The following is a 25,742-nucleotide window of genomic DNA, read 5'->3' on the forward strand; positions in this document are numbered from 1 at the left end:
TAGGTAAATACATGAAATTATTAGAAGCTTTACAGTGGCGTTATGCAACCAAACAAATGACTGGTGAAAAACTATCGCAAGAATTAGTCGATCAAATTCTTGAAGCTGCGCGTTTAGCACCGACCTCAGCGGGCTTACAACCGTTCCATATTATCTCGATCAGCAACCAAGAACTTAAGGAGAAAATTTCACCAGTTGCATTGAATCAACCACAAATTACCCAGTCATCGCATCTTTTGGTATTTACGGCTTGGGATACGATTCCAGACGAGCGTATCGATGAACGCTATAACGCAATGAATCGTGAGCGTCATTTACCTTTAGATACGACCATGGATGTGGTGCAAAACTTAAAGAACCTGTTCTCGACGTTTACTGAAGAGCAGCAATACCACCATACTGCAAAACAAGCACATATTGGCTTTGGTATGGCAATTGCGGCAGCAGCTGAGTTAGGTGTAGATGCAACGCCAATGGAAGGTTTTGATAAAGACGCTCTGGATGAATTATTAGGTTTAAAAGCAAAAGGCTTAAAGTCTGTGGTGCTATTGGCACTAGGTCGCCGTAACCCAGAAAAAGATTGGTTAATTGGATTGAAGAAATTCCGTATTCCACGTGAGGAGTTCGTCACTGATATCCAGTAAAGTATTTCATTAGAACAAGAAGACAAAATAATAACCATTCGAGTTGACCGTCTATCTCCAGAAAGGCGGTCTTTTTGCATTTCTGAACATTGAACAAATCAAGTGCACAATTTTGATTCATGCACATTTTTGAATCTTTCCGACGACTTTTTTTCTAGCTCTCTTTTATATATCTCAAGAAAAGTTTTGGCACGTTTTCTGCATTTACTAAGTATTACCAATTCTTTTTTTTGTAATACCTAGAGGTGCTGCAGATGACGACAAATCAAACCAAACAATCGAAGCATCCCATCCTTCAATTCTTCATTGAACTGATGAGTGTCCGTGCCGGTTTACACTTACAACAATCTCAAAAACCTAAGGAGCTCAAACGTGCCTAAACAGAAGCTGGCGCGGATCAGCATCACTTTACCTGAAAATACATTGCAGGCTATGGATCAAAAAATTGTAGATCAACATTATGAAAGCCGATCTCAAGCCATTGTTGACATGATTAACCACCATTTGATCAATGACCTTGTTAGCCGCAATGAAGTCATGGTCGGTACTTTAACCTTATTGTATGACGTCAGTTTAAAGCCATTAAGAACACAACTTATTGATTTACAGCAACAGTTTTTGACTCAGGTGATTAGTTCACTACATATCCAATTAGATGATGACAAAGTCATGCAGGTGATGTTGATGCAAGGGGTCAGCAGTGACCTAAAAGCCATCAGTGAGCAATTTAAAGCATTAAAAGGGGTAATTAAGGGGCATTTAGAGCTGATGGATGCAGTCATGCCACCTATTCCTCAAAATTCGGAACACGTATAAGGAGCACCGCCGTGCAGACATTATGGACTATACAAGATTGGCAACAGGCTTATACAAATCAAACTATTCAGTTGAATGACTTAAAGCGTTATGTTGCTGAACTCTGCAATGATGATCACGCTTGGATTTCAATAGCCAGTGCAGAGCAAATACAGGCGCAGATTGATGCATTGGTCCATCAGGATATCGCTGATCTTCCGTTATATGGCGTGCCATTTGCTGTCAAAGACAATATTGATGTTGCTGGATTTTATACCACTGCGGCGTGCCCAGATGCGGCTTATTTAGCAACGCAAGATGCAACCGTCGTGGCTAAGCTTAAATCTGCTGGTGCAATCGTGGTGGGCAAGACCAATCTAGATCAATTTGCCACGGGATTGGTTGGCGTACGTTCACCCTATGGGGCAGTAAAAAACAGTTTCAATCCGGATTATATCAGCGGTGGATCAAGCTCTGGCTCAGCGGTTGCAGTAGCAAATGGGTATGTACCATTCGCCCTCGGTACTGATACAGCAGGTTCTGGCAGAGTTCCCGCGGGTTTCAATAATATTGTCGGACTCAAACCAACCAAAGGCTGGTTTTCAGCCACAGGTTTAATCCCTGCATGTCGAAGTATTGATGTGATCTCAATTTTTGCAACTCAAGTGGATGATGCTTGGACGGTAGCGCAATTGATCCAAGGTTATGATGCGACCGATGCTTATTCAAGACAGCATCCGAGAACAGTCCCGACACAATTTTCGAAGGGCAAGATTGCAATCCCAGATCACTTAGAATTTTATGGTGATACTCAAAGTGAGCAAGCATTTCAAACAGCCATTGCTCGAATGAAATCGCTCGGATTTCAAGTTGAAGAGATTGATTTCACAGTATTTAATCAATTGGCTGCTGCATTGTATAACCGCTCATGGGTTGCGGAGCGTACGCATGCCGTCGAACACAAAGTTCGACGTGAGCAATGTCATCCGGTAATTAAGCAAATTATTGATCAAGCTGATCAATTCAATGCTGTAGACGTGATGCAAGATGAGTATCAGCGTGCAGAATGGGCTAGGCAGATCAATCTTCAATTAAAAAATTATGATGCGTTGATGGTGCCAACAGCTCCTACGATTTATCGCATTGCAGATGTTGAAGCAGATCCGATCCAAAAGAATTCGCATATGGGGGCTTATACCAATTTTGTTAATTTTGCTGATTTATCAGCATTGGCACTTCCGAATGTCATCCGGGATGATGGTTTGCCAAGTGGTATCACTTTAGTTGCTGGCGCTTGGATGGATCAAGCTTTGGCACACTTCGGTCAGCAATGGCAAGCGACTTCAGGATTAAATTTAGCAACGTCAAAGCAAGGCTATCAAATTCATAAATCAATAGGATCTGAGCACACCGTTAAATTAGCAGTGGTGGGAGCACATCTTACAGGCATGCCGCTGAATTTTCAGTTAACGAGCAGACAAGCCACCTTGGTTAAAAAAACGCGTACTGCGCCGTATTACAAACTATTTGCTTTAAAAAATACTCAGCCACCTAAGCCGGGGCTACAACGAGATACATCAGGTTATTCTATTGAAGTGGAAGTGTGGGATGTACCAAGAGCATTCTTCGGTGACATTGTTGCTGAAGTCCCAGCACCACTTGGTATTGGCAATGTACAACTCATTGATGGAACATGGGTGAAAGGCTTTATATGTGAAAAACATGCTTTAGCAGATGCACTTGATATCAGTCACTTTGGTGGATGGCGTGATTATATTCAAGCCTCAAATTTTACCAATACTAAATTTAAGTGCACGAGCATTGGTGAGGTGGTGCAATGAAAACGATGGTCTGGGGAGTCATTGGAACTGCACTGTTATTCGTGGGTTGTGATAAAACCGCAAAAATTCCAGAACCAAGTCAACATGCTCAAGCCGAAAAATCAATGCAACCGATTCGTATTGGTTACAGTGATTGGCCAGGATGGGTGGCATGGCAAGTTGCTATTGAGAAAGGGTGGTTTAAAGAAGCTGGATTAAACGTAGAGTTTAAATGGTTTGATTATTCAGCCTCTATGAATGCTTTTGCAGCAAACCAATTGGATGCGGTTTCTGTTTCTCATGGGGATAATTTGGTCATCGCCTCAGGTGGAACGCGTGGCATTATGATTTTAGCAACTGATTATTCATCAGGGAATGATGTCATTCTTGCAAAACAGGGCATTCATAGTGTGGCAGATCTTAAGGGTAAAACGATTGCAGTCGAAAAAGGGCTGGTCGATCATAATTTATTGAATACCGCACTTTCAGATCAAAATATATCAGCCAATGAAATCAAACTGATTAATGCAGCAACCAACGAATTACCCCAAGTGTTTAGCAGCCCTGATGTGGATGCCATCGCTGTATGGCAACCTGTAGCAAATCAAGCTTTAAAAAGCGTAGCTGGGTCCAAAATCATCTATAGTTCTCAAGATAAACCAGGATTGATCTATGATACGTTGACGGTAAATATGACGCATTTATCTAGGCATCAAGCAGAGTGGAAAAAAGTGCTTCAAGTATGGGATCGAACCGTCAAATTTATTCAAGACCCTGAGACGAGAAACGATGCTTTGATGATTATGTCTAAGCGTGTTGGTGTTGAACCTGAGCAATATGAACAATTTATTCAAGGCACACATTTGTTGGATCTTGAGGCAAATCAAAAGGTATTTAAACGCTCTTCAACTTTAGATTCTATTTATGGATCAACTTATCATGTCAATAAGTTTAATCTTGAAAATGGAGTTTATACGGTAAAACTAGATATTGATGGGCTGATTTATCCAAAATTGGTTGAATCATTTAAATAAAAAAAAGCCCAGTGCAGAGGGGCTTGCACTGGGCACAAAGTTGGACTGAATGATTGGTCGGTAGAGCAACAGAGTTGCCTACCTTGTATGGATTAAGAATAGATAAAAATGGAAAAACTAGGAAACGGATTAAAATCATAAAATCAATCGTTTTATACAATGAATGCGTTAGCGTGTATGAAGTGTCTATAAATCAACAAAAAATCACATATTTTTCACGAATGAACGCTTAACATCAACGTTTGATGCGAATGAAAAAGGATCATGTGCGTTGTATACAACAGCTGATATTTCCAGAATTATTGAAATGGCGTGGGAAGATCGGACACCCTTCGAAGCCATTCTGCTGGAATACGGATTAAACGAAAGTGCAGTCATTCGATTGATGCGACAACAATTAAAAAAAAGTAGTTTTGAAATGTGGCGTAAACGTGTTGCGGGGCGGAATACCAAGCATCTTCACAAGCGCTCACCAGATATTTTAAGAGCTTACTGTACTCGACAATATAAACCGAAGTAGGCCTATTGGGAGATAAAGCTTTGCGTATTTTAAAACAACGAAAATGGTGGATTCTCATTCTGCTCATTTCGATGGGTGGGATATATTTCATTTTCCGTTGGTGGCAAGGTCCTGTAGTCGAAACTTACCTAATCGAAGAAAAACCACTGATTCAAACAGTGGTTGCTTCAGGTCGTGCTGAAAATGTAGCACGTAGTGAAATTGGGAGTGAAATTTCGGGTGTGGTCATTGAGCGACGCGTGCAAGAAGGTCAACGAATAGCAGCAGGAGATGTACTGTTAATTATTCAATCTGATGATTTAAAAGCACAAGTCCGTGAAGCAGAAGTTGCGCTAGAGGAATTGCGGAAAATTCGCTATCCACAAGCGCAGGTTGAATTGAAAACGGCAGAATTCCAATTACAACAAGCCAGTCGCGAAGCAAGACGTCGTCAGCAAACGGAACCGGGAGTGCTTTCTGTCGAAGAAAAAGAACAAGCCTTAGAAGCTGAACGCTTAGCGAGAAATCAATTATCTGCGGCAAAACTGAAGGCGCAAAGCCTTGCTCCAGGTCAAGTGGAAGAAAAAACCTTAAGCGAAAGATTAAATGCGCTACGTGCCCAATTGGCAAAAAGTGAAATTCGGGCACAAGTATCGGGTACGATCTTGACGCGTGAAGTCGAAAAAGGGGATGCGATTCAACCTGGAAAGGTGCTCTTTACAGTCGCAGTTGATAGTCCAACGCAAATTAAAGTGGCGGTGGATGAGCAAAATTTACCTTATCTGAAATTAGGTCAAAAAGCGGAAGTGATTGCAGATGCTTATCCAGAGCAAGCATTTCCAGCTGAAGTTAACTTTATTGCACCTAATATTGATCCTCAACGTGGTACGGTTGAAGTCAAATTGGCGGTGAACTCTGTACCCAATTTTTTGAAGCAAGATATGACGGTCTCAGTGAATGTCGAAACAGCACGTCGAAATAAAACCAAAGTAATAGCCAATGACGCGCTTATTGACCCTTCAACCACGCAAGCTGAAGTTATGGTGATAAGACAGGGTAAGGTCCAACGTCAATCTGTAAAATTAGGGTTGCGTGGGACTGCCATGTCTGAAATCTTATCAGGGTTGGATCACAATGATCAGGTCGTTATAAAACCTGATCAAGTAAAAGCGGATCAGCGTGTCAGAACTAAGCAGGTACAAGCACTTTGAAGATGAAGCGTTTATGGACCAATTGGCTCATTGCTGTTGGGTTTTTACGCGAGGGTCGCAGTCAAACACTGATGATTATTGGTGGTGTTGCTATTGGTGTTGCCGTTATTGTCTTTATTAGTGCATTAATTCAGGGGCTTCAGTCCAATTTGATTGAGCGTACGTTGGGTACTCAGGCACATATTAGTTTACATGCACCAGATGAGGTCAATCGCGTCGTTAAAGTGCCTGAGGGCGTAGCACACATCATCCATGAAGATCAAAGGGCTCAAAGACTCAAGTCGATCAATAACTGGCAAGAAGTTCTTGAAAATCTAGACAATATCAAGACGCTCAATGCCGTTTCTCCCATGGTTTCAGGACCTGCACTGGTAAAACGGGGGGAAGCGATTCAGTCAGTTGCGATTATGGGGATTGATTTACCACGGTATCAACGTATTGTACCTTTGCAAGAGTATCTAAAAACTGGTCAGCTTCGTTTAAAAGCAGATGATGTACTCATCGGAAGTGAGTTGGCCAAAGACCTTGGTGTGCGCGTAGGCAGTAAAATTCGCGTTGATACCGGTCAAGATATTAACGCCGTCATGAATGTAACGGGTATTTTTGAACTCGGGGTCAAAGAACTAGACTCACGCTATATGTATATCGATCTAAAGCGGGCACAGTCTTTATTGGGTTTGCCGGGTGGGGTTACCATTATTGATCTTCGTATTTCTGATATTTTCTCCGCAGATCAGGTCGCAACGCAAATTCATCGTCTCACTGGATTAAAAGCTGAAAGTTGGATTGAAAGTAATGCGCAATTGATGAATGCGATTTCAGCGCAAAGTCTTTCAACCAATATGATTATTATATTTGTTGGAATATCTGTTGCATTTGCGATCGCCAGCGTACTCTCCATTACAGTGGTACAGCGTACACGTGAGATCGGAATCTTGCGTGCGACAGGTGCGAGCCGAGAACAGATTTTGATAATCTTTCTCATTCAAGGTGCGATTTTCGGCTTACTTGGTTCTATTGTCGGAATCCTGACCAGTTATGCATTGGTTTGGTCATTTAATGAATTTGGCCCAGGGTTATTCTACATTCCAATTTCACCTTATTTGATTGGATCCGCTTTATTACTTGCAACATTGAGCGGTTTAATTGCAGCGGCGATTCCTGCCCGTCGTGCAGCGCGTTTAGATCCTGTGGAGGCAATCCGTCATGTCTAATCATGATGAAGTACTACGTTTAGAGGCTTTGAAAAAGTCTTATAACATTGGACAACCCAATGAAATTGAAGTGCTGCATGGGATTGATTTTGCGATACATCGTCAAGATTTTGCTGCGTTAATTGGACCTTCAGGTTCAGGTAAAAGTACGTTATTAAATATTTTAGGTTTACTCGATCAACCCACCAGTGGTGAAATTTATTTAGTTGGTCAACCAACCAGTCAAATGGAAGATCAACAAAGAACGGAATTGCGTGGGAAGAGCATAGGGTTTGTGTTTCAGTTTCATCATTTGATTCAAGCGTTCACCGTTATTGAGAATGTTTTGATGCCTCTAATGTTGGTGCATGGTAAACCCAATCAGCAAGCTTTAGATCGAGCACATGATTTGTTAAAAGCGGTAGGATTGAGTCAATTTGCACAACGAAAAGCCAGTCAACTTTCTGGTGGGCAGCAACAACGTGTCGCAATCGCCAGAGCTTTAATCACTCAGCCTGCTTTACTCCTCGCTGATGAACCTACAGGTAATCTAGACAGTCAAACAGCGAGCGAAGTCTTTGAGCTGTTTCGTGAAGTAAATGAGCAACAAAATTGTGCGGTATTGTTAGTGACCCATGATCCACGATTATCCGCTACATGTGATCGAACCATTCAACTGGTAGATGGGCGAATTGAACGTGATGAAATGATGTCGTGATTAAACCAAGGCTGCATTTAAAATGGTGTGGTCAAAAGGATTGATGTTGTATGCTTTATCCTGACCGTTTGTGTGATCAGGATATAGCGCCTTATTTAGAATGACTGACCTTGGTCATTCTTGGAATTTTAGGTAAGTAGGCGAGTGCTGGATCAAGTTCATCTTCTTCAGCATGTACCAAAGCATCTACACGTTGTCTTAAATATTTAAATTTTTCAGTGAGCATCAATTCATGCTGACGTGGTCTTGGTAGATCAACCTCAATGATTTCCTTAATTTCGCCAGGATTGGCCTTCAATGCCACAATCCGATCGGCCAGTAAAATCGCCTCGTCCATATCGTGTGTCACAAAAATAATCGTGATATCGATATTGGCCCAAAGATCGATCAGATGCTTTTGCATTTTTTGACGCGTATGAGGATCTAAAGCTCCAAAGGGTTCATCCATTAAGAGAATTTTTGGCTGATTCACGAGCGCGCGAGCGATGGCAACGCGTTGTTTCATCCCTCCTGAAAGTTCATGAGGGTATTGCTGCTCAAATTTTTCAAGTCCGATAATGTTGATCCATTCGCGGGCTTGCGCCTCAGCTGTAGCATTGCTGGCACCTCGCATGAGTGGACCAAACATGACATTTTCTTTTACCGTTTTCCATGGAAACAGTGTGTAGCCTTGGAAAACCATGCCACGCTCTGGACTCGGTCCTGTGATGGTTTCACCGTCTACCAGTAATTCACCACTGGTATATGGATCAAGACCTGCCACAATACGGCTAAAGGTAGACTTACCGCATCCTGAAGGACCAATAACACAGATAAATTCACGTTTATGAATTTTTAAATTTAAAGCATTTAAAATGGTGCGCTCAGTTATTCCGTGGCTAAATTTCTGGGTGAGATTTTTCGCTTCTAAAATGACGGGACGAGCGTAAATTTTGTCAAAGTAAGCGCGGGCATCAAAATCTGAGGGTTGAATTAGTGAAGACATTAGCGAGCTCCCGTTTTCCATTTAAATAAGTGCTGTCCAAGTTTCATTAAAATCACGTCGCAAATCAGACCAATCAAACCGATAATCAAAATTGCGGCGAAAACATTGTCAAAGTTTTGATAGCGAGCTTGTTGAGTGATGAACCACGTGATACCGGATGTACTTCCTATGAGTTCTGCAACGATTAAATAGGTCCAAGCCCAACCTAAAAGTACACGAAGGTTTCGATAAATTTCTGGGAGTGCAGCAGGGATGACCACATAAAATAAACTTTTGATTTTGTTGGTTCCTAAGGTGAATCCAGCTTCAATAAGACTGCGGTCGACCAGACGGGTGGTATTGGCAATAATCAGAATTTGTTGGAATAAGGTCCCAATCACAATAATGGCAATTTTAGGTGTGTCATTAATGCCCAAAATTGCAACAGCAAGAGCGCCAAAGGCTGGTGCAGGCAGATAGCGAAAGAACTCTACAAAAGGTTCAGTTAATTGAGAAATTTTATGAGAAAAACCGCAAAGAATACCCAAAGGAATCCCGATCAAAGAAGAAATAAAAAATGCGGTAAACACCAGTTTAATGCTGTGCCATAAACTTTCATGAAACCATGGTGCATTCGCTTGAGCGGGTGGTGTTGTAAATGCGGTCACTAAGGCTGTAGCGACTTCATCTGGTGCGGGTAGGTAAATGGGATTGACCAAAATTCCCCGAGGTGGTGGCAGTCCTTGATCGACTGCCAATTGTGCTTCAGCATAATAAACTTCTCTACTGACACGGCTATCGACTTGTAAAAACGATGTGCTACCAGAATCTGTGATTTGAACTTGGGGATGCCAAATAAAAGGCAAATAACTTACTGCACACCAGATTAAAATTGGAATTAAAAACGATCCAAAACCAAGCAAAAATTTATGCTTTTGACTCAATTCTCGTGCAACATAGCTCATCGTTGCCACCTCAGTAATACAAAAAATAAAATTCGTATGATTAGGTTGCAAAATCGATGCCATTTTCGAAGCGTGCTTTAAAAGCGCTACATTTTTAAGTTTTCATTCATTTTTCTTATGTACATTCTTTCAATATCAATGTTTCGATCATCAAAATATGATGGAGAATTACAACTCTTCACTTGATGGTGATCACTATCACGTTTTAAATGCAGATAGAAAAGATGAGAGCCTGCTTAAATGAGATCGGCTAAATTTGTGACATTCTTAGCATGTATGTTCATGTTCCAAAGCCTTTGGAATGTGGCGGCGGCTTTTTGTGTTCATGAAAGCGACTCAACATCGACACAAAGTTTTCACTTTGGTCATCATCAACCTGTACTTTGCCAAGCCGATCTTTCAAATCAAAGTCCGAAGTCCCAAACTGAAAAAGACTTCGTGCTTGGCGATGATCAAAGCGTGACGCTAGAAGAAAAAGCGCAAATCGATGTTTTGGATCATCAAGATCATCTGCCGTCGATGTCTCAGTTTATTCTTGCTGTAAACGAGAATTTGCCTTCATCACAACACATCGAAAAGATTTACCAAAATCACTTTCTTTGGATTAATGCTTATCAATCGCCTCATTTAGGTAAAATCCCTCCGCCTCCTGAATTAACCCCGCTATTGGTGGGGTAGCCTAAAAATTTCCCACCACTTATTTTTAAATTAGTGGGAAATTTACATGTCTTTTAAATTAAAACATTCCATTCGATTATGGCTGGTTTTAGGTTCGCTTAGTTTGGGTGCAAATGCTCAAGCAATGACAGTCAATTCGCTTGAACAAGCACTCGTTCAAGTGTCTCAATATCAACAATCAGAACAGATTTGGCAGCAACGACAACAAATGTCAGAACTTGCAGTCAAGCAAAGTGGACTTTGGCAAAACCCGTCCATCAATCTCTCTCGAGATGGTTTTGGGTCGAGTCAAGATCAAGAATTGAGCCTTGGTATTAGTCAGCCGATCGACATTTTTGGTCAAAGACGGATTCAAAAAAATATAGCGCGTTTGGCTGGGCAACAAAATGAATTGCGAGAAAAGTTGTGGGAAGCACAAAGCCAATTAATCGTGAAGTATGCTTGGTCACAGTTTTTAATTTCGCAATCTGAAGCGCAAATTCAAAAGTCTCAACTGCAAGTCAGTCGTGAAACTTTAGACAGCGCTAAAAAACGATATCAGGCAGGAAGCATAGCCTTGGTTGAGTATGAACGAGCGCAGATTGAAGCGGCAGAAAATGAACGCAATTATCAGCAAGCCATTCTAAATAAAGAAATTGCGAAACGTAATCTTTCTAATCTCTGGGGAGAAACTGAAGCAGAGGTGAAGGTTGATTCAAATCGGATTTATTGGCCTGACCAAGTTGAACAGAATGTTCAAAATTATATTTCTGCAGGTTATTTAGAAAAGCTTTATGCACTCAATGTTGTGCAGGCTAATCAACGAATTGAGCAGCTTAAAGTAAAAGCAAAACCAAATCCAAACTTGAATGTAGGGATGACGCGAACAAAAGCGCCCAATGAGACAAACGATACTAGTTTATCTGTGGGTGTCGATATTCCGTTCAATATTTTTAATCGTCAGCAATACGAAATTCCGCTTGCTCAACGCCAGCAATCTCTACTTGAGCGTCAACAACAAAGAGAACTCAAACAACAAATTTTAGAGATTGCAAACTTATTTCATCAGGTGCGTGGCTTAAAACAGCAGTATGACGCTGTACTGAGACAAAAAGACTTGTCTGAAAAAGTACAGACGCGCTCTTTGCTCGGTTTTAAAAATGGAAAACTTTCAATCACTGAGGTGCAACAAGCAACGACACAATTACAAAATATTCGGCTCAGTCAAATTCAGCTCTTAAGAGAGGCATGGCAAACCGCACTAGCTGCTGAGGCATTAAGTATTGGTACCAGTTATGAACAAATTAGTCGTTCGGATGCCTATATCCAATTACTCAAAGAGGCTGTGTCACAGTCAGAAAATTTCATCAATATAGGGGCAGAATAAAATGAGATCTATACAACAAGGAAAAATAAACCAAGCATTCCTCATCGCCCTGATTATTGGGGTGACGGTAGTTATCGGGATTTGGATTTATTTTAAAGATAATAACAAAACAGCAATTGTTGAGAGTGAAGAGCAAGCTGAAACGTCGAATGGCGCAGAAGCTGATCATGCAGAAGAAGGTGAGATTGAACTCACATCTAAACAGTTAGTAGAACATGGTATCAAGATAGAATCAGCTCAATTAGGTGCAATTCCGCGATACACAAACTTGCCTGCAAAATTGATGGTAAATACAGATCAACAAGCGCATATTTCCCCTAATTTTGCTGGTCATGTTGAGCAAGTGAATGTAGCACTGGGACAAGAAGTGACTAAAGGTCAAGTACTTGCAGTATTAAGTGTCCCAGAACTTATTGACCAACAAGCGAATTTGAGAATGGCGCAATCCAATTTAGATTTGGCACGCCAAGATATGCAACGTGAACAACGGATGTGGTCGCAGGGGATCTCCGCAAAACAGGATTTGCAACGTGCTGAAAATGCATATCGTCAAGCACAAATCGCAGTGCAAAGTGCCAATGCGCGTTTACAAGCTTTAGGAGCTTCAGCAGGTTCGAATGGTCGTTTTACCATTCGTTCGCCAATCTCGGGCGTGATCAGCCAAAAAGACATCGTGGTAGGTGAAAATGTGCAACTTGCAGATCAGATTTTCATCATCGAACAATTAAAAGATTTATGGCTCGAATTTGTGTTACCTGCCGATGCGAATAATCAAATTCGTGCACAACAAAATATTCAATTTAAATCTTTACAGTCAGGTCAGACCTATACAGCACTTGTGCAATCGTTAACGCCGCAAGCAGATGCGCAGACTGGTCGCTTGATTGTTCGCGCTAAAGTTCAAGGAAAGGCAAGTGAGTTAAGACCAAATTTGATGGTAAATGTTGAACTTGAAAGTCCAGATGCATCGAATGTATTACGCGTTGCAAAAAATGCAGTGCAACAAATCGAAGGTAAATCAGCAATATTTATTGTTACAGAACAAAAAAATGGAAAACTCCACTTTAAAGCACAACCCATTGAAGTAGGTGAAATGTCTTCAGATGGTCAATGGGCAGAAATTAAGTCTGGTCTTCAAACGGGGCAAAAATATGTCAATCAAGGCAGCTTCTTACTGAAATCGGAGTTAGAAAAAGGAGAAGCTGACCATGGGCACTAATCATGACATGCCGAAGGCTGAAGGGCTATTTGAGCGAATTATTCAGTTTTCAATTCAACATGCGATTTGGATCATGCTGTTTGCCTGTGCTTGGATTGCTGTTGGAGTTTATAGTTATCAAAAATTGCCAATTGATGCAGTTCCAGACATTACCAATACACAGGTTCAAATTAATACTCAAGCTAATGGATTTACTGCGCTCGAAGTTGAGCAACGCATTACGTATCCAATTGAAAATGCCATGGCGGGGATACCAGATCTTGAATTAACACGTTCGATCTCTAGGTATGGTTTATCTCAGGTGACTATTGTCTTCAAAGATGGCATTGATATTTACTGGGCACGTCAACAAATCAATCAGCGTGTTCAAGAGGTTCAATCCGAATTACCTGATGATATCGCACCTACCATGTCTCCAGTATCTACGGGGCTGGGTGAAATTTATCAATGGGTACTAAAAGCTGAGCCAAAGGCTAAAAAACCTGATGGTTCTTCATACACAGCAATGGATTTACGCGAAATTCAAGATTGGATCGTGCGTCCACAATTGCAACGCGTAAAAGGCGTTGCTGAGGTGAATAGTATTGGAGGATTCAATAAAACATATGTTGTTTCGCCAGACTTGAATCGTATGCAACAACTACAAGTCAGTTTGACGCAACTTCAACAGGTTCTCACTGAGAACAATGAAAATCGTGGAGCAGGATTTATTGAAGATGGAGGTCAACAACTGACAGTACGAGTTCCTGGAACACTGAACACGATACAGGATATTGAAAATACAACGGTGGTTACCTTAAATGGAAATCCTGTCCGTGTTTCAGATATTGCTTCAGTGTCGATCGGGCATGACCTTAGAACAGGTGGAGCGACCTATAACGGAGAAGAAACCGTACTCGGCATCGCCATGATGATGATGGGTGAAAACAGCCGTAGTGTTGCACAAGCTGTTGATCAAAAAATTCAAGAAATTCAAACCACACTGCCCGAAGGCGTAAAAATTGAAACTGTTTACGATCGTACCACCTTAGTCGAGAAAGCCATTAAGACAGTTCAAAAGAACTTAGTCGAAGGGGCGATTTTGGTGATTGTGATTTTATTCATTTTCTTGGGAAATATTCGAGCAGCTTTAATTACAGCATGCGTGATTCCACTTTCGATGTTATTTACATTATCAGGTATGGCACAGCAGAAAATTAGTGCCAACCTTATGAGTTTAGGTGCGCTAGATTTCGGAATTATTGTAGATGGGGCGGTGGTAATTGTCGAAAACTGTATTCGCCGATTAGCTCATGCCCAAGAACAGTTAAGACGACCTTTAACACGTTCAGAGAGATTTAAAGAAGTATTCCTTGCTGCTCGTCAAGCGCGCCGTCCTTTAATTTTTGGTCAAACGATTATTTTAGTGGTGTACTTGCCCATATTTGCTTTAAGTGGTGTTGAAGCAAAAATGTTTCACCCTATGGCACTTACCGTAGTATTAGCTCTTATTGCTGCGATCATTTTATCCATCACTTTTGTTCCTGCTGCAGTTGCTTTATTTGTAACAGGTGAAGTAAAAGAAACTGAAAGTAGATGGATGTTATGGTTAAAGAAAAAATATCTAAAAGCATTGGATATGACTTATTTATATCGAACGGTCATGTTAACGCTCGCAGTTAGTATTTTGGTTTTAACAGGGTTGTTGGCTACACGTCTAGGAAGTGAATTCGCACCGCAATTAAGCGAAGGTGATTTTGCTATTCAACAAATGCGTTCACCCAGTACCAGCTTAGAAGAATCATTAAGAATGCAGGAAATGACTGAGAAACTTTTGCTTCAAAATTTTCCAGAAATTAAAAATGTTTTCGCACGAACGGGTACTGCTGAAGTGGCTACAGATGTGATGCCACCCAATATTTCAGATGGATTCATCATGTTGAAACCTCGCCAAGAGTGGCCGAATCCCAAAGAAAGCTTAGATGATTTAAGGTCACGTATTGAAACTTTTTTGGAGACTTTGCCTGGCAATAATAGTGAATTTTCTCAACCCATTGAACTGCGTTTTAATGAGCTCATTTCCGGGGTGCGCAGTGACATAGGTATAAAAATTTTTGGCGATGATATGCAGGTGTTAAATGATGAAGCTGCCAAAATTGCCAAGATTGTGCAAAAAATCAGTGGCAGTACCGCAGTCAAAGTAGAACAGACTTCAGGTTTACCCTTATTAAATATAGACGTAAATCGTTCTTTAGCAGCGCAATATGGTCTTTCGGTTCGTGAAATACAAAATTTAGTCGCTTCAAGTATCGGTGGTCAACAAGTCGGTGAAATTCTACAAGGCGACCGCCGTTTTGATTTTGTTATTCGACTTACTGATCAAGATCGGACAGTCATGGGGATTGCACAATTACCCATACAACTCCCCAATGGTGGGACAGTAAGACTGGCAGATGTGGCTACAGTTTCAAATATTGATGGTATGAATCAGGTGAGTCGTGAAAATGGCAAGCGTAGGATTATTGTGACGGCAAATGTTGAAGGGCGAGATCTGGGTTCATTTGTCCAAGAGTTGCAATCTAGCCTCACGACATATGCATTACCGAGTGGCTATTGGATTGAGTATGGTGGACAGTTTGAGAATTTGGCATCTGCCAAAGCTAGAATGACTATCGTGATTCCATTGGCTTTGATTACGATTTTTATCCTGCTGATGGCTGTATTCAAAAATATAAGAGAAAGTTTATTGGTCTTCACGGGCGTACCCTTTGCTCTCACGGGGGGAGTCTTATTTTTATGGTTACGTGATATTCCCATCTCAATGTCTGCGGGTATTGGTTTTATCGCTTTATCAGGTGTCGCTGTTCTGAATGGACTGGTTATGTTGACCTTTATTAAGGAGCTAAGAAGTGAATACAGTTTAAAAGATGCCATTTGGCAAGGTGCAATGTTGCGATTACGTCCTGTGCTGATGACTGCTTTTGTGGCGTCTTTAGGATTTGTTCCAATGGCGCTTGCTACGGGTACGGGTGCTGAAGTACAGCGACCGCTTGCGACAGTGGTTATCGGTGGAATTATTTCATCCACCATACTGACGCTACTACTTTTACCTGTATTGTATAGGTGGATGAATCAAGCAAAAGCAGAACAATAAATTAAACAATAACATTATGTATATGAATCAGAAGCCTCACTTTATTTTAAGTGAGGCTTCTGATGAGGAGTATAAAATGGGTAGTTCGCATAATCATGATCACAGTCATGTGGAAGTCAGTAAAGACAACGCAAAGAAACTAACTTTTGCTTTAGCCTTAACCACGACATTTTTAATTATTGAAGTTGTTGCTGCATTTATTACTCAAAGTTTAGCTTTGCTGTCAGATGCTGCACATATGTTTACTGATGCTGCTGCTCTAGCCATCGCGTTGGTTGCAATTAAGATTGGTCAAAAGCCTGCAGACAATAAGCGAACTTTTGGTTACCAGCGATTTGAAATTTTGGCAGCTCTATTTAATGCGGTGATGTTATTTATCGTTGCAATTTATATTTTGATAGAAGCGATTCATCGATTAAGTAATCCTCCTGAAATTCAGAGTGTTGGAATGATGATAGTCGCCGTCATTGGCTTAATCATTAATTTAATTTCGATGAAGATTCTTTTTTCGAGTAGTAAAGATAGCCTCAATGTCAAAGGGGCATATCTAGAAGTATTAAGTGATGCACTTGGTTCTGTAGGTGTGATCATCGGTGCTGTGATTATTTATTTTACAGGCTGGGTACTTATTGACACGATTATCGCAGTCCTGATCGGATTTTGGGTCTTACCACGTGCTTGGATTCTCGCCAAGCAAAGTGTAAATATCCTACTTGAAGGTGTGCCTGATGAGATTGATATTGAAAAGCTCCGTACAGATTTATTATCGCTTGAAGGAGTTAAGGACATTCACCAATTAAAAGTTTGGGCGATCACATCAAAAAAAGTCATGCTCACAGTTCATTTGGTTGCACCGAATGTCGATCCTAAACGTTTACATCAACAAGCTTTTGAAATGTTAAGTCATGATCACCATATTACTGAAATGACCTTGCAGATAGAAGATGATGCATATCACCATGAACTAGAACATCAGCATTAAAAAAAGCCCCGAAAAGCGCTTTTTTACATATAGAGAATTTAAATTGATCTACACAGATTCAAGTGTTGCGGTTTGGGTTGAAGTGTGCAACCCATTCGTTGATGACTTACGGTATTGAGCACCACGATGATCATCTGGAAGTAATGGTCCATGACCAAACAACTTTTCTCTCAGTGTCCCCTTGGTATATTCTGTAGGGTAAACACCGCGACGTTGTAACTCAGGAACGACGTATTCGACCACGTCTTCAAAAGATTGATGTGCCAAAATATAAGCCAAATTGAATCCATCAATGCCAGTTTCATCCACCCATTCTTGAAGACGATCGGCTACTGTGCTTGGTGAGCCGACAATCACGGGGCCGTTTCCACCTACACTGGTCCATTTTGCAATTTCTTCAATGGTCCAAACTTTATCTGGATCTGCTTCTACGTAAGATTGCAACATAGACTGAATGGCATTGGTATGAATATATTCAACCTGGTCTGTAGCTTTGAATTGTGAAAAATCTACACCAGACCACCCTGAAGCGAGTGTTAATCCACCATCATAACTACCGTAAGATTGATACTCTGCAAATTTAGCCTGTGCTTTTTCATCAGTTTCATCGACCACAATCGCAAGCATCGTATAGATTAAAACAGCGTTTGGATCTTTACCTTCTTCAATAAGATTATGGCGAATTCCTTGTGCTAACTTTTTTACAGCAACTTTCGTTGGTGCAGATATAAATACGCATTCTGCATTTTGACTGGCAAATTTTTGTCCACGCTTTGATGCACCTGCTTGGTATAAAACAGGTGTGCGTTGCGGAGAAGGTTCACAGATATGAATACCTGGCACGCTAAAATATTTACCTTCATGTTGGATTGGATGAACTTTGGTGTGATCCGCAAAAATACCAGCGGCTTTGTCACGTCGTACCGCATCATTTTCCCAAGAACCTTCCCAAAGTTTATATAAAACTTCCAGATACTCATCTGCAATATCATAACGATTGTCGTGACTCACTTGGGTTTTTAAACCTAAGTTTTTAGATCCGCTTTCTAAATATGAAGTCACAATATTCCAACCCGCACGACCTTTAGTGAGATGATCCAATGTGCTCATACGTCGTGCGAAGGGATAAGGATGTTCGAATGAAATAGAGGTGGTTACACCAAAGCCTAAATGTTGGGTGACTGCTGCCATTGCTGGAACAATCTGAATTGGATCATTCACAGGAACTTGAACAGCACCATTTAAAGCATGTTGAGCCGATTGATGATACACATCATAAATACCCAAAACATCTGCAAGAAAAATACCGTCAAAAATACCTTTTTCTAATATTTTTGCTAAATCAGTCCAATATTCCAAATCTTTATATTCTGTAGAGCGATCGAGCGGATGACGCCATAAGCCTGGGGACTGATGTGCAATGCAATTCATTTCAAAAGCATTAAATCGTATATGTTTAGTCATAATGAAAATATAAAATAATTAAATGTTTATATTCTCATTATATGAAATATCATACTTATTATTTAATGAGAAAAATTGCAATATACATAATAAAAAAATAAATGAATTGATTATGTTTGAAATCAGATTAGTAAATAAAATAATCGTATAAAAAATTAAAATAATTAGTGCTAATTTAATTTTATTCAATTTTTTTGAAGAGAATAAAATGACCGCACAAATAGATATAAAATTGCATGAAGCTGAAATTTCAAAAGAATTCTACCAAATTCATCAGCCAGCGCATGTGATTAAGACAGATCAAGAAGCGATTCAAATCGCACAACAGCTCGCTGAAGATTTTGCAAAGGAAGCCTCCATTCGTGATCATGAACGCCGTTTACCTTTGAGTGAAATTAACAAGTACTCTCAATCAGGGCTTTGGGCAATTAACATTCCAAAGCAATATGGCGGTGCAGGAGCGAGCTACAAGACTCTCGCTGAAGTTGTTAAAACCATTTCTAGCGCTGATCCATCACTAGGTCAAATCGCACAAAATCATTGGGTGTTTCTAGAGCATATCCGTTTAGATGCCACCGAAGAACAAAAACAATTCTTTTTTAAAGCAGTACTGGGTGGAGAGCGTTTGGGGAATGCTTTCTCAGAAAAAGGTTCTAAGACGGTTGCCGATCTCACCACAAAAATAGAATTTGATGCTTCTGGCAATGGGATTGTGAATGGACAAAAATTCTTTGCGACTGGAGCTTTACTGGCACACCGCATTCCAGTTGTTGCGATTGATGCTGAAGGAAAACCATTTGCTGCAATCGTGCCACAAGGGACAGAAGGTGTAAAAATTACCAATGATTGGAGTGGGTTTGGTCAGCGTACAACGGTCAGTGGATCAGTCGAATTAAACAACGTTAAAGTAGATGCAAAATATATCGTTCCAATTTATCAAGCTTTTGTAAGACCGACAGCAGCTGGAGCAATTTCTCAATTTATTCAAGCTGCTGTAGATGCTGGGATTGCACGTGGTGCGATTCAAGAAACGATTCATTACGTTCGTAACTTTGCACGTCCATGGATTGATTCAGGTTTAGATAAAGCAAGTTCAGATCCATATACCATTGCTAATATTGGTGAATTGAAAATTAAGCTGCGTGCTGCTGAAGCCGTTCTGGATTTGGCAGGATTAGCGATTGATTTAGCACTTGCTGAACCGACCGAAGATCATATTAATGAAGCAACATTGCTCGTGGCTGAAGCAAAAGTCTTAACGACTGACATTGCGATTTTAGCAGCGAATAAATTATTTGAGCTTTCTGGCACGCGTTCGACCTTATCAGAATTAAATTTAGATCGTTATTGGCGCAATGCCAGAACACACACTTTGCATGATCCCGTGCGTTGGAAATACAACATTGTAGGAAATTATTTTCTAAATGATGTCCCACCACCACGTCATCCATGGAGCTAAGGAGAAATTTATTATGACTATATTAAATCAGAATGAAGAACTTTCACTTGGTGCCAACTATGAAGAGGTTGCAGCAAAGTTTCGACCGATTTTTAAGCGGATTGCAGAAGGGGCCGTTCAACGAGAAACCGATCGTGATTTGCCTCATGAACAAATTAAATGGTTAAACGATGTAGGTTTTGGTGCATTACGTGTACCAAAAAAATATGGCGGTGCAGGTTTTACCCAACAGCAACTTTTCCAAATCTTAATCGAGTTGGCGACAGCGGATTCAAATATTGTGCAAGCTTTACGTGGACATTTTGCATTTGTCGAAGACCGTTTAGTGGCCCATAAAGATCAATCACAAGCGTTTTGGTTTAAGCGATTTGTAAATGGTGAAATCGCAGGAAACGCTTGGACAGAGGTCGGTAATGTTGAGATAGGCGACGTCATTACCCGAGTGAAACAAAATCAACAAGGCGAATATGAAGTTTCAGGAGAAAAGTTCTATTCTACAGGTACTATTTTTGCCGATTGGATTGATCTTTTTGCCTATGATGAAACCACTGATCAGCATGTGATTGCAGCGGTCTCAACTAAAGCTAATGGAATTAAAGTACATGATGATTGGGATGGATTTGGTCAAAAAACAACGGGAAGTGGGACTCTAAAAATCAACCAAGTGTCGATTGAACGAGATCATATTTACCCGTTTGATCAGCGTTTTAAATATCAAACAGCTTTTTATCAAGTTGTACATCTAGCAACACTGACCGGCATCGCATTTTCTGCGGTGGAAACCTTTAGTGAGGAAGTGCGTAAGCGTACTCGAATCTTTAGCCACGGGAATGCTGATCTGGTCCGTGATGATGCTCAGATTCTACAAGTGATTGGTAAGGCATCTGCCCAAGCATTTGCCAGTCAAGCCATTACTTTAAAAACAGCTGCAGCACTGGATGATGCATATTTAAGTCACTTTAATGCGTCATCTGAAAAAGATCATGAGATTAATCAAATTGCGGAACTAGAATCTGCTCAAGGGCAGGTCGTCATTTCTGATCTTGTACTTGATTTAACAACTAATCTATTCAATAGTTTGGGTGCTTCAGCCAGCGCTTCATCAAAACAGTTAGATCGTTTCTGGCGTAATGCAAGAGTTGTATCCTCACATAATCCGATTATTTATAAGGAGAAAGTGGTGGGGGCTTTTGTTGTGAATCAAACTGAATTGCCATTTGTATGGCAAATTGGTAATAGTCCTTTGGCGAAACATTTGAAAACTCAAGCTGCCTAATTGATGTAATTTCGATGATGCTGCTAAGAAGGTCCTGTTAAGGACCTTTTTACTAGGTTCGTAAATAAGAGCTCTAATAGCCTAAGCGATTTAGATAGATCACTTTAAAAAACACTAAAAAAAGACACTAAAGAATAGTGTCTTAACGATTTAAAGCGGGCTCAAGAAGCCTTATCTGTTTGCAGAAGCCCTGATTCATCAACTTTACAGATACGCCATTGATAAGGGGGCAATGCACCATTTACGCTAAAGTCTCCGACAATTCGATCTTTATAAATTCTTGGGTTGTGTGATGCGAGCGTACGAATATTTCGCCAGAAACGATCTAAAGCTAAGTTTTTATCAGTGGCTGATGCTCCTAGAGCATCAAAAATGATGGTCGAAGCATTTAATGCAAGTGTGGTGATAATGGTTTGAGATTGAGCAACCTCTAATTCTGCTATGGCATTTTGATCTGCTTCGAGTTGTTCATTATCATTCAACCCAGCTTCAAAAGCACGTTGTATCGCCTGTGCATTTTTTCCAATAATTGCTGCAGTGGTGTACGCGACACCACGAATTTGACCCACCACTTGTAGGATTTGAGCATCATTACGGACGTAGGAAGCATTGGCATGTGTATAATTTCTTTCACGTTTATAAACTTCAGCTGATACTTCATAGCTTGCTGCTCTTGTAAGCCCTGAAATAATTGCCAATTGAATCAGTTGATAGAATGCTGCTGAATATTTAAAGCGCTGTTGGTCTCCGATGACATCTTGTTGATTCACAACAACATGATTGAACTTAGTAGTACCACTTGCTGTAAGAATTTGACCAAAACCATTCCAGTCATCCACAATCTCAACACCTTCGGCATGTCGAGGGATTAGAATGCTGGCTGATTCTCCATACAAATCAGTAATACCCACATCAATCCAGTCTGCATACAAGCTTCCTGTGGTATAAAATTTTTGTCCATTCAATATCGTGCGTCCCTCAGCATCTTTGGAAAGTCTCGTTTTAAATTCATGAATGGACTCATTTCCACCTTCAGACCATGCGCTTCCAATAATTTGACCTTGAGCTACTCTAGGAAGCCCTATAGATTTAAACTGTGGGTCGCGGCTGAGCAGTAAATCTTCCACAAAGCCAAAATGTACGCGAAGTGCCTGAGGTAAATTTGCATCAGCTTCGGCAAGTTCGATTAATAGATTAAATAATTCTGGAATAGTTGCATCAAATCCCCCTTGCGAACTGGGTAAGCGAAGTTTCGTAAAACCGATGTCTTTTAACCATTGAATCTGTTCAAAAGCTAAAATTCGTTTTTTTTCGCGTTCTGATCGCGAAGCTTTGATTTTTTCAAATGTAGGTCTGAATAACGAGGCGAGGCTTTCATAACGTGAAGAAGGTCCTTGTCCCCATACAGCATTAATTTGTGTGGTCAGTGCGCTGGGGCGGTGTTGCAATGCAGTTTGAGGTTTTAAATCAATAATACTCATAATAATCAGTCTTTATTCAAAATTAAAATAAAGTAATAGCGCTTATAAAATGTGTGGAAATCGATTTATTGTGATATGTAAATATAATATATTGGATTAAAGGAAATTTAGATATTATCTTAAATAAAGAAAATGATATTCAATAAAACGAATTGAGATATAATAATATTGTGATTGAAAAAAGGATTTAAATTAAATGATTAAAGATTTTAAATCGAATACTTATATTTGTGATGATCATGTCATAGATACGATTTATTGGTTGATGCACCACCAAGATAGTTATGATCGGTTTGAGTTTGATGCATTTAGTCAAAAAATAACGGTACACCATGCCAATGGAACAGATGAAATTAAGCCGGGACAGTATCTTAATGCCAGTTATGGCATATTGATCACATCATAAAAAACCGAAGCAAAGCTTCGGTTTTTAATTAAGCGAAGCTTTGAAATTAACTTGCCATTGCATCTATAGTCAGCTCTGATACAGTCGGCTTCGCTTTTTCTGCTTTTAGACCTAACTTATCGAATAACTGCTTATCTTTGCCTTCACCAGCATTAGGTGTCGTTAAAAGCTTTTCACCTGAGAACAAAGAGTTAGCACCTGCCATAAACGCTAAAGCTTGATCAGAATCAGAAAGAGATTCACGACCCGCTGAAAGTCTTATATAACTTTTTGGCATGATAATGCGCGCTACGGCAATAGTGCGAATCCATTCAGTCACATCGAGTTTTTCAACATCTGCTAAGGGTGTGCCTTCGATCGGTACAAGCATGTTGATTGGTACCGATTCTGGATGAATAGCTAAGGTCGCAAGTTCATGTAATAGACCAATACGATCTTGAGTATCTTCACCTAAGCCAACAATTCCACCGCTACACACTTTCATGCCTGCTTGGCGTACAAAGTCTAAAGTATTTAAACGATCATCATAAGTGCGTGTGGTAATCACATTTGGATAGTACTCACGAGAGGTATCTAAATTGTGATTGTAATAATCTAAACCTGCTTCTTTTAAACGTTCCGCTTGTGATTGATTGAGCATCCCTAAGGTCATACAAGTTTCAAGTCCTAGGGCCTTTACCTCACGTACCATTTCAAGTACATAAGGCATATCGCGTTCATGAGGATTTCGCCATGCAGCACCCATACAAAAACGAGATGATCCAGAAGCGAGAGCTTCTTTGGCTTCATGAATTACTTTTTCAACAGCAATTCTTTTTTCGGCTTCAAGTTTGGAATCATAACGTGCAGATTGAGAACAGTATTTACAATCTTCAGGGCATTTCCCCGTTTTGATCGATAGTAATGTGCTGACCTGAATGGTATTTGCATCAAAGTATTGACGATGCACGCGTTGTGCTTCGAAAACTAAGTCCATGAAGGGTTGTTCATAGAGTTTTTGTATTTCTTCACGCGTCCAATCATTGCGTACTTGCATAATTTATCCATCAATTAAAAAGCTACTTATTTGATCATACTGTAATTTTAATAAAGCAAAATCGTAAAATATGACAATAATGACTCAAAAAAATTATCAAATTCGCCAACTCAATAGAAATTAATCATTGTTGATTTAGTTACAAACTTAACTATTTTTATGTATTTTTCGCCACAAAATTATTTTTTGGGAACTTGATGCTGAGAACTTGTTGCTAACGTGTGCTTAAAATTTCAGATCATGCTCAAAACGGTGTTTTTGCGCTGTCAAGGCATCTTGTAAAAGTACAGTTAATTATTTCTTTTTGATTGTTGTTCTTGTACTGCCCAGTCAATATGGATTTGCACAATCTCACTAGACTGATTTCTTTTTAGTATCAATTGCTCAATATTGTTTGGATGATACGGTGCATTCCCGATTCCAATCGCAATATTCCGCATAAAGCTTTCATAGCCTGTTCTACGCAGTGGACTGCCTTCTGTGTTGGCTAAGAATGTTGCTTCGTCCCATTGCCATAATTCTATTAAAGAAAGACGATCCAGCCCATGACGGGGATGGAAATCAGCAACCGTTGTGGTTTGTGCGAAACTATTCCAAGGACAAATCAGCTGGCAATCATCACATCCAAATACGCGATTACCTATGCCACGGCGTAGTTCTTCAGGAATCACCCCTTGGTATTCAATGGTCAGATAGGCAATACATTTTCGGGCATCTAATTGATATGGCGCTACAATCGCCTGCGTTGGACAAATATCAATACATGCTGTACATGAGCCGCAATGTGCACTGGCAGGCTCGTCAAAGGGTAATTCAAGAGAACTAAACAGTTCACCGAGTACAAAAAAGGAACCCGATTTTTTGTGGATGAGCAGGGTATGTTTACCTGTCCAACCCATACCTGCAGATTCAGCGAGTGATTTTTCAAAAATAGGGGCTGAATCGGCGAAAGGTCTTGATTCAAACGGACCGACTTTTTCACGAATAAGGTTTGAAAGTGTTTTTAATTTACCGCGCATGGTTTTATGGTAATCCCGTCCGCGTGCATATCGCGCAATAACGGCAGAATTAGGGAAATCAGGTACTGTTCGAGGTTGAGGTCGTTCAACCAAATAATTCATTCTGACGCAGATAATACTTTTTGTATGGGGAACCAACAGTGTTGGATTAGCACGTTTTTCCAAATTTTCTTCGAGGAACTTCATGTCACCATGAAATCCTTGATCTAAATATGCTTTTAATCGAGGTAATTCATCTTGAGCATCAGGTCGTGCAATGACACAATCAGCGAAGCCCAGTTCCAATGCTTGAGATTTAATCCAAGCTTTAAGCGCATGAGGATCAAATTGCTGTGTTGGAATACGAGCTGGTATAGATGAGAGAGATTGAGTCATAAATA

23 protein-coding genes are annotated in these 25,742 nt (G+C 40.3%); 17 read left to right on the forward strand and 6 right to left on the reverse strand.

Features of this window, described 5'->3' with window-relative positions; genetic code table 11:
* The first annotated feature begins 11 nt into the window (after positions 1–11).
* The 9 genes from AC1M83_RS02270 (at position 12) to AC1M83_RS02310 (ending at position 7,914) form a co-directional block, all read left to right on the forward strand.
* Positions 12–644, forward strand: coding sequence for an NAD(P)H-dependent oxidoreductase (locus AC1M83_RS02270; RefSeq protein ID WP_481589895.1), 633 nt, complete (start codon positions 12–14; stop codon positions 642–644).
* A 254-nt stretch (positions 645–898) separates the two neighbouring features.
* Positions 899–1,024 carry a hypothetical protein gene (locus tag AC1M83_RS02275; RefSeq protein ID WP_481589896.1) on the forward strand — a complete coding sequence of 42 codons (126 nt, stop codon included), beginning with the start codon at positions 899–901 and terminating at the stop codon, positions 1,022–1,024.
* Positions 1,017–1,460, forward strand: coding sequence for a CopG family ribbon-helix-helix protein (locus tag AC1M83_RS02280; protein ID WP_035263841.1), 444 nt, complete (start codon positions 1,017–1,019; stop codon positions 1,458–1,460). Before AC1M83_RS02275 ends, AC1M83_RS02280 begins: the two co-directional genes overlap by 8 nt.
* Before the next feature lie 11 nt (positions 1,461–1,471).
* Positions 1,472–3,280 carry an allophanate hydrolase gene (gene atzF, locus AC1M83_RS02285; RefSeq protein WP_481589897.1) on the forward strand — a complete coding sequence of 603 codons (1,809 nt, stop codon included), beginning with the start codon at positions 1,472–1,474 and terminating at the stop codon, positions 3,278–3,280.
* The gene (locus tag AC1M83_RS02290) at positions 3,277–4,293 is read left to right on the forward strand and encodes an ABC transporter substrate-binding protein (RefSeq protein WP_481589898.1); all 1,017 of its coding nucleotides are present in this window, start codon (positions 3,277–3,279) and stop codon (positions 4,291–4,293) included. Before atzF ends, AC1M83_RS02290 begins: the two co-directional genes overlap by 4 nt.
* A gap of 271 nt (positions 4,294–4,564) precedes the next feature.
* The gene (locus AC1M83_RS02295) at positions 4,565–4,813 is read left to right on the forward strand and encodes a TIGR03643 family protein (RefSeq protein WP_035263835.1); all 249 of its coding nucleotides are present in this window, start codon (positions 4,565–4,567) and stop codon (positions 4,811–4,813) included.
* A gap of 20 nt (positions 4,814–4,833) precedes the next feature.
* Entirely contained in the window at positions 4,834–6,003 is a 1,170-nt protein-coding gene (locus tag AC1M83_RS02300; RefSeq protein ID WP_481589899.1) for an efflux RND transporter periplasmic adaptor subunit, read from the forward strand.
* A gap of 2 nt (positions 6,004–6,005) precedes the next feature.
* Positions 6,006–7,217, forward strand: a complete 1,212-nt coding sequence (locus AC1M83_RS02305) for an ABC transporter permease (RefSeq protein WP_481589900.1) — start codon at positions 6,006–6,008, stop codon at positions 7,215–7,217.
* The gene (locus AC1M83_RS02310) at positions 7,210–7,914 is read left to right on the forward strand and encodes an ABC transporter ATP-binding protein (RefSeq protein WP_481589901.1); all 705 of its coding nucleotides are present in this window, start codon (positions 7,210–7,212) and stop codon (positions 7,912–7,914) included. Before AC1M83_RS02305 ends, AC1M83_RS02310 begins: the two co-directional genes overlap by 8 nt.
* A gap of 91 nt (positions 7,915–8,005) precedes the next feature.
* On the opposite strand, the gene AC1M83_RS02315 is transcribed toward AC1M83_RS02310, so the two are convergent.
* Positions 8,006–8,899: an ABC transporter ATP-binding protein gene (locus AC1M83_RS02315; protein WP_481589902.1), complete on the reverse strand. Its 894-nt coding sequence runs from the start codon at positions 8,897–8,899 to the stop codon at positions 8,006–8,008.
* Entirely contained in the window at positions 8,899–9,843 is a 945-nt protein-coding gene (locus AC1M83_RS02320; RefSeq protein ID WP_481589903.1) for an ABC transporter permease, read from the reverse strand. The genes AC1M83_RS02315 and AC1M83_RS02320 overlap by 1 nt, the downstream gene beginning before the upstream one ends.
* 240 nt (positions 9,844–10,083) lie before the next feature.
* Here AC1M83_RS02320 and AC1M83_RS02325 point away from each other — a divergent pair, with 240 nt between their 5' ends.
* From AC1M83_RS02325 to AC1M83_RS02345, 5 genes are all read left to right on the forward strand, one after another.
* A complete protein-coding gene (locus tag AC1M83_RS02325; protein ID WP_179998163.1) occupies positions 10,084–10,521 on the forward strand; it encodes a cation efflux protein, CzcI-like in 438 nt (145 codons plus the stop codon).
* A gap of 46 nt (positions 10,522–10,567) precedes the next feature.
* Positions 10,568–11,887 carry a TolC family protein gene (locus AC1M83_RS02330; protein ID WP_481589904.1) on the forward strand — a complete coding sequence of 440 codons (1,320 nt, stop codon included), beginning with the start codon at positions 10,568–10,570 and terminating at the stop codon, positions 11,885–11,887.
* A gap of 1 nt (position 11,888) precedes the next feature.
* Positions 11,889–13,106: an efflux RND transporter periplasmic adaptor subunit gene (locus tag AC1M83_RS02335; RefSeq protein WP_481589905.1), complete on the forward strand. Its 1,218-nt coding sequence runs from the start codon at positions 11,889–11,891 to the stop codon at positions 13,104–13,106.
* The gene (locus tag AC1M83_RS02340) at positions 13,096–16,239 is read left to right on the forward strand and encodes an efflux RND transporter permease subunit (RefSeq protein ID WP_481589906.1); all 3,144 of its coding nucleotides are present in this window, start codon (positions 13,096–13,098) and stop codon (positions 16,237–16,239) included. Before AC1M83_RS02335 ends, AC1M83_RS02340 begins: the two co-directional genes overlap by 11 nt.
* Before the next feature lie 76 nt (positions 16,240–16,315).
* A complete protein-coding gene (locus AC1M83_RS02345; protein WP_092766410.1) occupies positions 16,316–17,221 on the forward strand; it encodes a cation diffusion facilitator family transporter in 906 nt (301 codons plus the stop codon).
* A 48-nt stretch (positions 17,222–17,269) separates the two neighbouring features.
* Here AC1M83_RS02345 and AC1M83_RS02350 read toward each other — a convergent pair whose 3' ends face one another.
* Positions 17,270–18,685, reverse strand: a complete 1,416-nt coding sequence (locus AC1M83_RS02350) for an LLM class flavin-dependent oxidoreductase (RefSeq protein ID WP_092766409.1) — start codon at positions 18,683–18,685, stop codon at positions 17,270–17,272.
* 208 nt (positions 18,686–18,893) lie between these two features.
* On the opposite strand from AC1M83_RS02350, the gene AC1M83_RS02355 reads away from it, so the two are divergent.
* Both AC1M83_RS02355 and AC1M83_RS02360 read left to right on the forward strand, forming a co-directional pair.
* Positions 18,894–20,144 (forward strand): SfnB family sulfur acquisition oxidoreductase, encoded by a 1,251-nt coding sequence (locus tag AC1M83_RS02355; RefSeq protein WP_481588244.1) that lies wholly within the window; start codon positions 18,894–18,896, stop codon positions 20,142–20,144.
* A 13-nt stretch (positions 20,145–20,157) separates the two neighbouring features.
* Positions 20,158–21,420 carry an acyl-CoA dehydrogenase family protein gene (locus AC1M83_RS02360; RefSeq protein ID WP_481589907.1) on the forward strand — a complete coding sequence of 421 codons (1,263 nt, stop codon included), beginning with the start codon at positions 20,158–20,160 and terminating at the stop codon, positions 21,418–21,420.
* Positions 21,421–21,581: 161 nt separating this feature from the next.
* Here AC1M83_RS02360 and AC1M83_RS02365 read toward each other — a convergent pair whose 3' ends face one another.
* Complete coding sequence (locus AC1M83_RS02365) at positions 21,582–22,901, reverse strand: acyl-CoA dehydrogenase family protein (RefSeq protein ID WP_481589908.1); 1,320 nt, start codon at positions 22,899–22,901, stop codon at positions 21,582–21,584.
* A 196-nt stretch (positions 22,902–23,097) separates the two neighbouring features.
* Between AC1M83_RS02365 and AC1M83_RS02370 the strand changes: the two genes are divergently transcribed.
* The gene (locus AC1M83_RS02370) at positions 23,098–23,307 is read left to right on the forward strand and encodes a hypothetical protein (protein WP_092766405.1); all 210 of its coding nucleotides are present in this window, start codon (positions 23,098–23,100) and stop codon (positions 23,305–23,307) included.
* A 46-nt stretch (positions 23,308–23,353) separates the two neighbouring features.
* Here AC1M83_RS02370 and bioB read toward each other — a convergent pair whose 3' ends face one another.
* Both bioB and queG read right to left on the reverse strand, forming a co-directional pair.
* On the reverse strand, positions 23,354–24,343 hold the full coding sequence (gene bioB / locus AC1M83_RS02375; protein ID WP_180027754.1) for a biotin synthase BioB: 990 nt from the start codon (positions 24,341–24,343) through the stop codon (positions 23,354–23,356).
* A 290-nt stretch (positions 24,344–24,633) separates the two neighbouring features.
* Complete coding sequence (gene queG, locus AC1M83_RS02380; protein ID WP_481589909.1) at positions 24,634–25,737, reverse strand: tRNA epoxyqueuosine(34) reductase QueG; 1,104 nt, start codon at positions 25,735–25,737, stop codon at positions 24,634–24,636.
* Between the last annotated feature and the right edge of the window lie 5 nt (positions 25,738–25,742).

Source organism: Acinetobacter sp. 25-47-130, assembly GCF_056779705.1.